Below are 11,955 nucleotides of genomic sequence, written 5' to 3'. Positions count from 1 at the left end.
GGGGGCCGGCCCCCGCTCCTCGGTTCCGGGGCTCACGCCTCGGCGCGCACCGTTTTCCCGCCGTGGCGGCGAGAAGCCGCGCAGCTCACGGCTCGCGGGACCGGTTGCGGTCGGCGCTGCGCTGCCGGAGCGCGCCGTCCCGCTCGCCGCTTTGCGGTCGGTCTTGCTGCTCGCTCCTGGAGCGGGCTGCCTCGTTCCTCGGCCGCTCGCTCCAGGAGCTCGGGCGTCAGCCCGTCGCGGCGGGAAAACGGGTGCGCCGGACGAGGGGCCCCGTGCGGGACAGGGGCCCCTCGTGCGGTGCCGGACATGCCGGACAGGGTCCTACGACTTCTCCGTCACCCCGGCGGAGTCGAATGTGGCGACCTCGTGCATGACCCGGGCCGCGCTCTGGACCAGGGGAAGCGCCAGCAGGGCGCCCGTGCCTTCGCCGAGGCGGAGGTCGAGGTCGACGAGGGGGCGCAGGCCGAGGGTGGTGAGGGCCGCGACGTGGCCGGGTTCGGCGCTGCGGTGGCCGGCGATGCAGGCGGCGAGGACTTCCGGGGCGATGGCGCGGGCGACCAGGGCCGCGGCGCCCGCGCTGACCCCGTCGAGGATGACGGGGGTCCGCAGCGCTGCGGCGCCGAGGAGCAGGCCGACCATCGCTGCGTGTTCGAGGCCGCCGATGGCCACGAGGACGGCGATCGGGTCGTCCGGGTCGGGCCGGTGCAGGTCGAGTGCGCGGCGCACCACGTCGACCTTGCGGGCGTGCATCTCGTCGTTGATGCCAGTGCCGCGCCCGGTGACCTCGGCCGGGTCGGCTCCGGTGTACACGGCGATGAGCGCCGCGGACGTCGTGGTGTTGGCGATGCCCATCTCACCGGTGAGCAGCGCCCTGTTGCCCGCCGCCACCAGGTCGCGTGCCGTCTCGATGCCCACCTCGATGGCCCGTAGCGCCTCCTCGCGGGTCATCGCGGGACCGGCGGTGAAGTCGGCGGTGCCCGGCCGTACCTTGCGCGGCAGCAGCCCGGGAGTGCTGGGCAGTTCGGCGGCGACACCGACGTCGATGACACACACCTCAGCGCCCACCTGGTTGGCGAACGCGTTGCAGACCGCGCCGCCGCCGAGGAAGTTGGCGACCATCTGCCCGGTGACCTCCTGCGGCCACGACGTCACGCCCTGGGCGTGCACGCCGTGGTCGCCAGCGAAGATGGCCACCGCGGCGGGCTCCGGGATCGGCGGCGGGCAGATCCGCGACAACCCGCTGAGCTGCGCGGAGATGATCTCCAGCATGCCCAGCGCGCCGGCCGGCTTGGTCATCCGCTTCTGCCGTTCCCACGCCTCGCCGAGCGCCTTCGCGTCCAGCGGGCGGATACCGCGCAGGGTCTCGTCGAGCAGGTCGTGCGGGTCCTCACCGGGCAGCGCCCGGTTGCCGTACTCCTCCTCGTGCACCACCCACGACAGCGGGCGCCGCTGCGACCAGCCGGCCTGCGTCAGCTCCGGCTCGTCCGGGAACTCGTCCACGTACCCCACGCACAGGTAGGCGACGACCTCCAGGTGCTCGGGCAGGCCGAGTTCGGCGACCATCTGCCGCTCGTCGAAGAAGCTGACCCAGCCGACGCCGAGCCCCTCGGCCCGCGCGGCGAGCCACAGGTTCTCCACGGCGAGCGCGGAGGAGTAGGGGGCCATCTGCGGCTGGGTGTGGCGGCCGAGGGTGTGGCGGCCACCGCGTGTCGGGTCCGCGGTCACCACGATGTTCACCGGCGTGTCGAGGATCGCCTCGATCTTCAGCTCGCGGAACTGCCGGGCTCGGCCCTTCGGCAGTGTCCTGGCGTACGCGTCGCGCTGGCGCATGGCCAGGTCGTGCATCCGCTCGCGGGTCCGCTCGGAGCGGATCACCACGAAGTCCCACGGCTGCGAGTGGCCCACGCTGGGCGCGGTGTGCGCGGCTTCCAGCACCCGCAGCAGCACGTCGTGCGGGATCGGGTCGGGACGGAAGCCGTTCCGGATGTCCCGCCGCTCCCGGATCACCCGGTGCACGGCGTCCCGCACGGCCGGCTCGTACGCTTCCGCCGCCGCGGTCTCCGGCACGTCCGCCTCGGCGGCGGCCGGTTCCGCGGCGGGGAGTACGGCTTCGGGTACGCCGCCGGGTGCGGGGGGCGGGGCCTGCGCCGGGAGCGGCGTTCCGGTCGGGGGCGTGCCCGCGGCCGGGTCCCACCGGGCGGGGTCGCCGACCGGCGTGCCGGCGGGCGGCGTTCCCGTGGTGGCTGGCGCTTCGGCGGCGACCGCCTGCGGCTGCACCGTGACGGCGGAGGGGGCGGACGTGTCCCCGGCGGGGACCGGCCCGTCGGCCGGGGCGTCGTCGGGCGCCGGGACCGTCCGGCCCGGCGAAGGGTCACCGGGGGCGGGTACGGGGGTGCCTGCGCTCGGTGTTCCGTCCTGCGGCACGACCGGCACCGGCGGGTCGGCGGCGGGGGTGTCCGTGGGCACCGCGTGCTCCGTCGGACCGTCCGCCGGGTCCGGCTGAAGGCCCGGAGTGGCGAACCGCGGTCCGTCGGCGGGCGGCGGCAAGGGCGTGGGCTCCGCCGCGACCGGGGCGGCCGGGGTGGCCCTAGCCGCGACGGCGGCCTCGACGGGGGTCGGGCCGCCCGACCCGAGGGGTTGGGCGGCGCCCTCCTCCACCAGCGCGGGGGCGTCGGACCCGAAGGGGTGGGGGGCCCCCTCCTCCACCAGGGCCGGGGCGCCGGCCCCGGCGGGGTTCGCAGGGGCGGTCCCGGCCGTATCCGGAGCGACGGCTCCGGCCGGGTCGGGGGCGCCCGCGCCCGCCTCCACCGGAGCCGGGGAAGCCGCCTCGGCCGGATTCGGGACACCCGACTCGACAGGGGCAGAGGCGTCCCCCTCGGCCGGGGCCGCAGCGCCGGTCGCGGCCGGATACGGGGCATCAGGCCGCATCGGGGCCGGAGGGCCCGCGTCGGCGGGATTCGGGACTCCGGCCTCGACCGGAGCCGGGGCACCCGCCTCAGCCGCGTCCGGTGCGCCAACCAGGTCCGGCGCACCGGCCCCGCCCAGGTCCGGGGCGGCCGGATCCGGCGCATCCGCCGCTGCCGGCTCCGGGGCAGCCGCGATCGGGTTCGCCGACGCCGCCTCATCGGGGCTCGGGACTCCGTCCGGAGCCGGGGTATCCGCCTCAGCCGTGTTCGGGGCGGCAGCCGCGTTCAGCGCGGCCCCCTCGCCGGGAGCGCTTTGCGGGCCTGCATCCGACGGCACCGAGGGGAAACCGCCGTGCGGCGGGACCACACTGTCCGCGTGCGGAATGAGTGACTGCTGGGAGGCGGCAGGCGCCACCGGCCAGGCGCTGCCGGGGACCGGGACGGCGGGCCCGGCCTCGCCGGTCTGCTGGGCGGGGATCGCCGTGGAGCCGTCCGCGGGCACGTCGAGGTATTCGGGCCCCGAGGTGGGCGGTCCGGAGGCGGGCGGTACGGAGGCGGGTACGGCCGGGCCGCGATCGGCGAGGGACCGTACCGACACTCCCCCGGTGGGGGTCTCCGGGAGGGGCGGGCCCAGGTGCAGCGGGCGGCGCGGCGCGGGCGGGGACGGCGGCTGGCTGCCCGCGGCCTCGGCGGGTCCGGAGCCGGACGCCGGGGAGACCGTGGCCGGAACCGGAGCGGCCCCCGGCAACGGCCCCGTCCCCGTCCCGCCGGCCGGAACCGGGGCCGGCCCCTCGGCCGGCATCGCGATCGGCGGCTGCGGCGGCACCGGCTGCGGGTCGCTCCAGCTTCCCTGCGGACCGGGCATGAGGAGGACGTCGTCCTCGTCGTCCAGGCCGGTGCCGGGGGCGGCGGGGTGGTCGAGGTCGAGGTAGGTGTACGCGGAGTCGTGGGCCGCGCCGCCGAAGCCGGAGGGTGCGTCGGCCTGCGGCTGCGCTCCCCATCCGGACTGCTGCGGTACGCCGTTGCCGGGAAGGCCGGTGTGCGGCCGCTGAACCGCTTCTCCGACGCCGTTCTCCGGCAGCCCCTCGCCGGGGATCTGACCGGTGTCCGTCATGCGTGCCCCTCGCCCATCGGTTTCGCTCCTTCCAGCGCTGTGCCCTTCCCCCAGCATCGCTGGGGACCCCCGCTCCTGGCCGCGCCGGGGGACCCGGCGCGATCCCCACCATCAAGAACGAGCGTGCGGGGCATGCGGCACGTCGGTGCGCGGCGCCGGGAGATCTCGACGCCCCGTCAACGCACGACGACAGCACAACGATCGGTCAGCCTACCCTCCGGGACCGCACCGGAAGTCCGGTAGTCCGTACCTCGGGACGCATCTCACACCGCCCGGCGGACACCACCGCGACCGGCGCAAACGTGCTAGCCGCGACCACTTTGATCATGTCCGGATCAGCGTCGGGTGCCGCACAGGGCGAACGTCACGGACCTCTCGCGCTCGGTCCAGTCGGTGTCCAGTTCGACGGATTGCAGGAGCGCGCGTTCGACCTCGTAACCGCCTTCGGTCAGCGCCCTGCTGATCGCCTCGGCCTCGTCCCGGGTCGCCACGGCGGTCACGATCCGCTCGGGTCGGCGGGCGGCGCAGGCGGCGGTCACCTCGGCGTCGGGGCACCCGATCCGGACCACGTCGGGTTCGGGGAGGTCCTCCAGGGCCTGCGGTGCGGTGCCGTGCACGACTTGCAGCGGTACGCCGACGCGGCGGGCGGTGGCGGTGATCCAGTCGCAGGCGTCGGCGTCCCGGTCGACGGCGATCACGGCGGCGCCGAACCCGGCCGCCTCGACCGCGACCGCGCCGTCCGCGGCGCCGATGTCCCAGACCAGATCCCCGGTACGGGGCCCGAGCCGGGCCAGTTGGAAGGCGCGCATCTGTGCCGGGAGGTGACCGCCGTACTCCGAGGGGGGCAGCGCCCAGCCGCGTACCGGCCCGGGGAAGCCGGGGTCGCGCCCGGCGATCCAGCCGCCGCGTCCGGCCACTCCGGGCGCCGAGGAGGTCATGCCGCCGACGACGAGGACGACGTTCGGGTCGCGCCAGATGTGGTCGGCGACCTTGTCGGAGGTGAGCACGGTGACCTGTTCCTGCTCGGTGCCGAGTGCCTCGCAGATGACGAAGGTGCGGTGGACTCCGGTGAGCAGCAGGGCGAGTTCGGCGGGGCCCGCGCCGGGCGAGGTGAGCACGGCGACCTTGGGGTGGGCGCGGCAGACGTTGACCGCGCGGCGCAGGGTGCGGCTGTGCGCCACGACCACCCGGGCGTCGTCCCACGGCATCCCGGCGCGGGCGAAGGCCTGGGCGACGGCGGAGACGCCGGGGACGACCTCGACCTCCAGGCCGTGTTCGGGCGCCCGCAGCGCGCGGACCACGCCGAAGAACCCCGGGTCGCCGTCGGCGAGCACGACGGCGGTGCCCCGGTGCCCGGCGATCCGCCGGGCGGCGATCTCTATGCTGCCCAGGACGATCCGCTCGGCGTCCTCCGGAACATACGGCAGGGCCAGGTGGCGGCGGGTGCCGGCCACCAGGGTCGCGGCGCTCAGCGCGGCACGGGCGGGCTCGGACGGAGGTGAGCCGTCCCATCCGATCACGGTGACCCGGTCGGCCATCGTCGTCTGCCTCCATCGCGGGTGCGGATCGATGCGGCCCCGGTCACGGCCGGCGCGGTCGCTGCGCGCGCGGTCACGAGGTCGTGAGCCGCGGCACGGTCCCGGGGTGAGAACCCTAACGCGGAGCGGTCCGCCGTGTGCGGCCGAGGTCAGCGCCAGTCGGCGTAGGCGGTGTAGTTGTCGTACGCGTCGTCCCGGGCCTTGCCGCCCAGCGCCTCGTCCCCCTCGTCGAGGTCTTCCGGCAGCAGGCTCCACACCAGCAGGTCGGTGCGGATCTCGGACCACCGGCCGTCCGGGTCGTCCTCGGGCCGGCTGCGGACGATGCCGGCGTTGCGCAGCACGCCCTCGCTGACGCAGCCGATCTTCTGCGCGACCTGCTGCGAGGCGGTGTTGTCCGCGGCGGTGCGCAACTCGACGCGCTCGAAGCCCTGCTGCTCGAACAGCCAGCGGCACACGGCGAGCACCGACTCGCTGGCGTAGCCCTCGCCGCGCGCCCAGGCAGCGGTGAGGTAGCCGATCTCGGTGGCGCGGATCCGCCAGTCGGTGCGCTGCAGGTGGACGGTGCCCACCAGCCGCTGGGTGAGGAACTCGGTGACGGCCAGGACGAGGCCGCGGCCTTGCGTGCGTTCGTCCGCGGCGGCCTTGGTGACGAACTCGCGGGCGTCCTCGGCGGTGTACGGCTGCGGTACGCCGGTCCACGCGACGACCAGTTCGTCGTTCATCATCTCCGCGAGCGCCGGGATGTCGGCCTCCTCGTACGCGCGCAGCACCAGTCGCTCCGTACTGATGGAGATGTCCGGAAAGATGGCGGTCATTCGCTGCTCCGTAACCAGGGCATGTGTGGATTGCACAGCATGCAGCATCAGGCGCGGCGTGCGCCGGGCAGGGTCCCGCGGCGGGTTCAGCGGGCAGCGGGACGGCGAACGCCCTTCCAGAGTAGGGGGAATGCCGGTCAGGACGGGTATCGGTGGACGTCATCCGATGCTGCTACCGTCAGCGCGCGTGACAGTGCACCACGCAGCAGGAGTCGGCTATCAGCGGGCCGCGGGGGTCTACGAGCGCTCCCGGCCCTCCTATCCGCTCGCCGCGCTCGCCGCGCTGGCGGACGCGTTGCCCCTGGAGTCGGGCCGTACGGTGGTCGACCTGGGCGCGGGGACCGGCAAGTTCACCCGGCTGCTGGCGCTGACCGGCGCCGAGGTGCTGGCGGTGGAGCCGGTCGAGGAGATGCGCGAGCGGCTGGCGGAACTGCTGCCGGGCGTGGCGGCGACGGACGGCACCGCGGAGGACACCGGGCTGCCCGGCGGGTGCGCGGACGCGGTGGTGGCGGCGCAGTCCTGGCACTGGTTCGAGCAGGACGCGGCGCTGGCCGAGGTGGAGCGGCTGCTGCGGCCGGGCGGCGCGCTGGCGCTGGTGTGGAACACGTACGACACCTCGGTGCCATGGGTGCGGGAATTCCAGGACATCTACTTCCGGCTCGCGCCCCGCGACCTGCCGAGCCCGCCGCTCGCCTCCGGCCTCGGCGACCATCCGGCGGGCGGCGGCTGGCGGGAGGCGTTCGCCGCGCGGAAGGGCTGGGGCACGATCGAGGAGCGGCACTGGCCGAACCCGCACACGACGACCGTCGCGGACGTCGTGGAACGCATGATGTCGTCCAGTCACATCGCCGTACTGGACCCGGCCGCGCAGGCACGCGTCCGGTCCGAGGTGGAGTCGGTCCTGGCATCGCTCGACGCGACCGGCCGCGGTGGCGGCGGCGCGATCGAACTGCCGTACATGACGGACGTCTACTGGCTGCGCTACGGCTGACCGCCCGGACGGCGACCGCCGCCCGGATCACCGTCCGCGGGTCTCCCCGCACACCCGGGTGAGCAGCGGGTGCGTCCGCGGCCAGGTCACCGCACGGCCTCCCGGACCGTCGTACGGCCGGCGGTCGTCCGCACGCCGGCGGGCCCGGCCACGTCGACCTGGATGCCCTGCTCGCGCAGGAAGCCGATGGGCACCACGTTGTCCTCGAACCGCCCCGGCAGTTCGATCCGCATCCGGCCGAGCTGCCTGCCGCGGTAGGTCTCCACGGCGGCGTCCAGGATGGCGATGTCGACGTTGTACGTGCGCGCGAGCTGCGAGATCACCGGCCGGGTCGCGCTCTCGCCGTGGAAGGTGAGGTCCACCACCGTACGGTCGGGGCCGGACGCCCGGACGCCGAGCGGGAAGAGCTCCTCGGCGAGTTCCGAGCCGGGGGTTGCGAGCAGTTCGGCCACGGTGCCGGATTCCACGATGCGTCCGCCTTTCATGAGTGCCGCCGAGTCGCAGACCGCCTTGACGACGTCCGTCTCGTGTGTGACGAGCAGTACGGTCAGACCGAGCTGCCGGTTGAGTTCGCGCAGCAGCCCCAGCACCGAGCGGGTGGTCTGCGGGTCCGGCCCGGGGGTGGCCGCGTCGGACAGGAGCACCCTGGGGTCGCAGGCCAGCGCGCGGGCGATGCCGATCCGCTGCTTCTGGCCGCCGGAGAGCTGCGCGGGGTAGGCGCGGGCCTGGTCGGACAGGCCCACCATGTCCAGCAGGTCACGGGCCCGGCGGGCCCGCTCGCGGCGGCCCGCGACGCCCAGGATTTCCAGCGGCAGTTCGACGTTCTCCTGCGCGGTGCGCGAGGAGAGCAGGTCGAAGCGGCGGCAGACCATGCCGATGCCGGTCCGGGCGGCGCGCAGCGCGGCGGGCACCCGGTCGGTACGTCCGGCCAGCGCGGTCAGGTCCCGGCCGTTCACCTCGACGGTGCCGGAGGTGGGGCGTTCCAGCAGGTTGAGGCAGCGGATCAGGGTGCTCTTGCCGGCACCGCTGCTGCCGACGACGCCGTAGACCTCGCCTTCGCGTACCGACAGGTCCACCCCGTCCAGGGCGGTGACCTCACGGTCGCGCGAGCGGTAGACCTTGGTCAGGCCGGTGGTGGTGATCACTGATCGCGTCCATCGTTCGTGGGCGCGCGGCGGTGCATGGCGGTAGCTGTCGGCATGCCGACACACCGACACACCGCCGCGCGGGGGGGCGTTCTTGCGGGAGAGGGGCACGAGAGCATCCCCGTTCAGGCCGTTACGGGCCGGTGGCGCGATCCGCGCTCTACCGGGTCGTGACGCCGGGGCTCGCTTCGGGCGCGAGGCTCAGATGTCGTGGACCTTCTGGTCGTCACACATGCGACAGGCACGACGAACACCGGGCGTGGTCGCCCCGGTCGCGGAGCAGCGGCGGTTCGTCGTGGTCATGAGTCCCAGTAAAGCAGAGATCCGTCCTCGGCCCGGGTTCCGGCCGGATTGTTCACTGTGCGGACATGTTTCCGATTCCGACGGGGGCGGCACGGCGGCGGCCCGGGGGTGGGAGACGGCGGGTGTTTCCGCCCGTAATACAGTCTTCGCATGCTCGACGCGGTCATCATCACGGTCTCCGTCACGGCGCTGCTGCTCGCCGCGTGGTGCGGCCTGGCGGCGTACCGTGACTCGCCGACGAAGGACTGGCACTTCGGCGGGATGGCCGTGGTGACACTGGCCACCCTGGTCCAGTTGGTGGTGTCCGTGGTGCAACTCGCCCGCGGCGACCGCCCCGAGCAGGGCATGGCGGTCTTCGTCGCGTACCTGATCGGCGCGGCCTGCACGATTCCGGCGGCGGCCTTCATGTCCCTGGCCGAGCGCAGCCGTTGGGGCTCGGCGATCGTCGCGGCCGGCGGCGTGATCCTCGCCGTCCTGGAACTGCGCCTGCACGACATCTGGGGAGGCGGACATGGCTGAGGACTCTTCCCGCCCCGCGGCGAAGGCGGAGCCGGTGCCCGCGGGCCGGATCGGGGCCGGGCCCGGGCGGCTGCTGCTGTCGTTCTACGGGGTGTTCACCGTGGCCGCGCTGTCGCGGTCGATCGTGCAGATCAGCACGAAGTACCACGAGGCGCCACTGGCCTACGTACTCTCGGCCGTGGCGGGCGTGGTCTACGCGGTCATCACGGTCGCACTGTGGCGAGGCGGCGAGGCGGCCCGCAAGGTGGCGTTGGCGTGCTGTTCGGCGGAGCTGGCCGGGGTGATCGCGGTGGGCACCGTGACGGTGGTGGACTCCTCCGCCTTTCCCGACGCGACGGTCTGGTCCGACTTCGGGGTCGGCTATCTCTTCCTGCCGATCGCTCTCCCGGTCGCCGGTCTGCTGTGGCTGCGCCGGACCGCCCGTACGGAGGCGGAGGCGGGAGCACAGCAGACCGGCGGCGTCGGAGTGTAGCTCCGCGAAGTCGGCCGGGACGGTCCGGGCCGTGTGCGAGAGGTAGCGCCGGCCGCCGGGAGGGCGGAGCAGGCTGGACTTCCAAAAACGGTCTAGGCGCTGGCCGCGTAGGTCTCGGTGCCCGCGGGCTTCTCCATGGTGACCAGGCTCAGCCTGCGGCTGACCGGCTTGGCGACGCCCACCTGCTCGTACCCCAGCTTGCGGTACATGCGGAGGTTGACCTGGCTGCGGTGGCCGGTGAACAGCCGGTACCGCTTGGCCTCCGCCTCGGCGGCGAGCCGTCCTTCGAGAGCGGCCAGCAACCGGCCGCCGAGCCCGTGCCGTTGCAGCCGGGGGTGGACGATCAGCTTGCCGATGCGCGCGGTGCCGTCGTCGTCGACCGCGCCGCGTACCGAGCCGACGACCTCCTCGCCGAGCCGCGCCACGAGGACGACGCCCTCGGAGAGTTCGGCCCGCAGCTCGTCCAGGGTCTGGGTGAGCGGTTCGATGGTGTAGTCGCCGTACAGTTCGGCCTCGCCCTGGTAGCAGAGGTACTGGAGTTTCAGGATCTTTTCGGCGTCGCTGTGCTCCGCCGTAGAGATGGTCACGCTCATGCCCATGCGCGCAGGCCTCCCCTTCGAATCCGTCCAGGCAGTTGAGAGTGACGTGATCGCCCGGGACGTGTGCCTGAGTGGAGTTGGTGCGGATGTGCGCCGCCTCCGTGGCGCCGATGATCGCACAAACAATCCGACCGGGTACCGGTACGACGCCACCCGACTCAGTCACGTCCGGGCGCGCCGAGCTTGCCCACTGCCGCTGACTGTTTACCGTGCCTTACCCCGTCCTACCGGGGATCCAACCCTCGAATTCAGGATCGTCCGAAGACAGCCGAAACAGCGCGAGCGCAGCGGCCCGAGGCTGCCCTGTGAGATTCCCAACTCACGGGAGATTTCCCGATAAGTAGGATCAGAAGAGGACATCATGGCCGCGACGAGCTGCGGACAGCGGCCGGGCAGCAGTCGCACCGCGGTCCTGACCGTTCGGAGCTGCTCGGCGGTGACCACCTCGTCCTCGACACCGCCGGGGTACGCGACCGGTGGTCCGCCACCGGCCGGATCGTCGTACGAGAGCTCGCCGCGGCTGCGGAGGGCGGCGGCGCGGGCCTCGGCGCGTACCGCCCGGCGCACCCAGTGGCCGGGCTCGGCCGGCGGGGAGCCCAGCTCCAGCAGCCGCAGCCAGACGGCCTGTTCGAGGTCGTCGGCCTCGATGCCCGCGCCGGGCGGCGCCTCCGCGGCGGCCTCGGCGGCAAGCAGCGGGCGGAGCGGGGCGTAGGTGCCGTCGTACGGGCCCGTGCGCCGGCCGGGGTCGGGGCGCGGGTCGGAAGGGCCGGCGTGGCAGCAGTCCTGGCGTGCGTCCGTGGAGGTCTGCATGTCCCCGGGCACGGGCCGGCCGCCCCGGGCGGTTGCCCGGGGCGGCCGGTTTCACCTCATCGTGTGGCGCCGGGGGGTACAGCGGTTTCCGGCCGCCCGGAGGTGGGGACGCCCACCGTACGGTCACGCGTTCCGGAAGTCATCGCGGGCCAGCACGCCGGTGTCCGGGTTGTCGGTGAACAGGCCGTCGATGCCGGTGGCGAGCCAGGTCCGGTAGGCGGCGAGCGGATCGCCGTAGGCGTTCGGGTCGGTGCCGACCTTGAAATCCGAGGGCAGGAACTGGTTCTCGTTGCGCCCGGTGAACGGGTGGACGACCGGACCCGCCCGGTGGGCGTCCGCGACCAGCGGGGTGGGCGCCTGCAGCCGGCCCGCGGCGTCGCGCGGGATGACCAGGTCGGTGGTCGGGCCGATGCCCTGCGCGAAGCCGGCCGTCCAGGCCAGGCCGGCCGGAGTGACCAGGTCGGCGACGGTGCGCTGGTCGCCGGAGACCACGAAGTCCCAGGGCCGCGAGGTGGGGCCGGACAGCAGGAGGATCTTCGGGGCGGCCACGCCGAGCCGACCGAATGATCGCCGGGTACGGCAGCCCGTGCACGCCGCCGCGCCGGGTGCCGCCCGCGCCGCCCGCCGTGTCCTGCGCCCGCGCGGTGCCGGCCGCGCCGAGGACCGCGCCGCCGGCACCGAGGGCGGTCGCGCACAGCGCGCCGCGGAGAGACGGCTCGCCTGCCGAGCCCGGTCTTGTGCTG

The 11,955-nt window shown here is 74.3% G+C and carries 9 protein-coding genes and 1 pseudogene; 3 read left to right on the top strand and 7 right to left on the bottom strand.

Going from position 1 to position 11,955, the window contains the following annotated elements:
* Positions 1 to 321: 321 nt before the first annotated feature.
* The 3 genes from cobT to VIW71_RS06670 form a co-directional block, all read right to left on the bottom strand.
* Positions 322 to 4,020, bottom strand: a complete 3,699-nt coding sequence (gene cobT / locus VIW71_RS06680; protein WP_331621060.1) for a nicotinate-nucleotide--dimethylbenzimidazole phosphoribosyltransferase — start codon at positions 4,018 to 4,020, stop codon at positions 322 to 324.
* A gap of 335 nt (positions 4,021 to 4,355) precedes the next feature.
* Positions 4,356 to 5,558, bottom strand: coding sequence for a precorrin-6y C5,15-methyltransferase (decarboxylating) subunit CbiE (gene cbiE / locus VIW71_RS06675; protein WP_331621059.1), 1,203 nt, complete (start codon positions 5,556 to 5,558; stop codon positions 4,356 to 4,358).
* A gap of 149 nt (positions 5,559 to 5,707) precedes the next feature.
* Positions 5,708 to 6,373, bottom strand: a complete 666-nt coding sequence (locus VIW71_RS06670; protein WP_331621058.1) for a GNAT family N-acetyltransferase — start codon at positions 6,371 to 6,373, stop codon at positions 5,708 to 5,710.
* Positions 6,374 to 6,560: 187 nt separating this feature from the next.
* On the opposite strand from VIW71_RS06670, the gene VIW71_RS06665 reads away from it, so the two are divergent.
* Positions 6,561 to 7,364, top strand: a complete 804-nt coding sequence (locus tag VIW71_RS06665; RefSeq protein ID WP_331621057.1) for a class I SAM-dependent methyltransferase — start codon at positions 6,561 to 6,563, stop codon at positions 7,362 to 7,364.
* Positions 7,365 to 7,450: 86 nt separating this feature from the next.
* Here VIW71_RS06665 and VIW71_RS06660 read toward each other — a convergent pair whose 3' ends face one another.
* Positions 7,451 to 8,509, bottom strand: a complete 1,059-nt coding sequence (locus VIW71_RS06660; protein ID WP_331621056.1) for a methionine ABC transporter ATP-binding protein — start codon at positions 8,507 to 8,509, stop codon at positions 7,451 to 7,453.
* A 453-nt stretch (positions 8,510 to 8,962) separates the two neighbouring features.
* Between VIW71_RS06660 and VIW71_RS06655 the strand changes: the two genes are divergently transcribed.
* Positions 8,963 to 9,331 carry a hypothetical protein gene (locus VIW71_RS06655; RefSeq protein WP_331621055.1) on the top strand — a complete coding sequence of 123 codons (369 nt, stop codon included), beginning with the start codon at positions 8,963 to 8,965 and terminating at the stop codon, positions 9,329 to 9,331.
* A complete protein-coding gene (locus tag VIW71_RS06650) occupies positions 9,324 to 9,803 on the top strand; it encodes a hypothetical protein (RefSeq protein WP_331621054.1) in 480 nt (159 codons plus the stop codon). The genes VIW71_RS06655 and VIW71_RS06650 overlap by 8 nt, the downstream gene beginning before the upstream one ends.
* A 92-nt stretch (positions 9,804 to 9,895) precedes the next feature.
* Here the strand turns inward: VIW71_RS06650 and VIW71_RS06645 are convergent, their stop codons facing one another.
* From VIW71_RS06645 to VIW71_RS06635, 3 genes and pseudogenes are all read right to left on the bottom strand, one after another.
* Positions 9,896 to 10,402 carry a GNAT family N-acetyltransferase gene (locus tag VIW71_RS06645; RefSeq protein WP_331621053.1) on the bottom strand — a complete coding sequence of 169 codons (507 nt, stop codon included), beginning with the start codon at positions 10,400 to 10,402 and terminating at the stop codon, positions 9,896 to 9,898.
* A 204-nt stretch (positions 10,403 to 10,606) separates the two neighbouring features.
* The gene (locus VIW71_RS06640) at positions 10,607 to 11,212 is read right to left on the bottom strand and encodes an RNA polymerase sigma factor (protein ID WP_331621052.1); all 606 of its coding nucleotides are present in this window, start codon (positions 11,210 to 11,212) and stop codon (positions 10,607 to 10,609) included.
* 123 nt (positions 11,213 to 11,335) lie between these two features.
* A pseudogene (locus VIW71_RS06635) lies at positions 11,336 to 11,746 on the bottom strand (glycerophosphodiester phosphodiesterase family protein); the annotation flags it as partial.
* Positions 11,747 to 11,955: the final 209 nt, after the last annotated feature.

Source organism: Streptomyces sp., from assembly GCF_036524955.1.
Classification (GTDB): Bacteria; Actinomycetota; Actinomycetes; order Streptomycetales; family Streptomycetaceae; genus Actinacidiphila.
This window is presented reverse-complemented; position numbering and strand designations above follow the sequence as displayed.

What these genes read in the sequence shown, in the direction of transcription:
- cobT (WP_331621060.1), bottom strand. Translation starts at nt 4,020, where the DNA reads ATGACGGACACCGGTCAGATCCCCGGCGAGGGGCTGCCGGAGAACGGC.
- cbiE (WP_331621059.1), bottom strand. Translation starts at nt 5,558, where the DNA reads ATGGCCGACCGGGTCACCGTGATCGGATGGGACGGCTCACCTCCGTCC.
- VIW71_RS06670 (WP_331621058.1), bottom strand. Translation starts at nt 6,373, where the DNA reads ATGACCGCCATCTTTCCGGACATCTCCATCAGTACGGAGCGACTGGTG.
- VIW71_RS06655 (WP_331621055.1), top strand. Translation starts at nt 8,963, where the DNA reads ATGCTCGACGCGGTCATCATCACGGTCTCCGTCACGGCGCTGCTGCTC.
- VIW71_RS06650 (WP_331621054.1), top strand. Translation starts at nt 9,324, where the DNA reads ATGGCTGAGGACTCTTCCCGCCCCGCGGCGAAGGCGGAGCCGGTGCCC.
- VIW71_RS06645 (WP_331621053.1), bottom strand. Translation starts at nt 10,402, where the DNA reads ATGGGCATGAGCGTGACCATCTCTACGGCGGAGCACAGCGACGCCGAA.
- VIW71_RS06640 (WP_331621052.1), bottom strand. Translation starts at nt 11,212, where the DNA reads ATGCAGACCTCCACGGACGCACGCCAGGACTGCTGCCACGCCGGCCCT.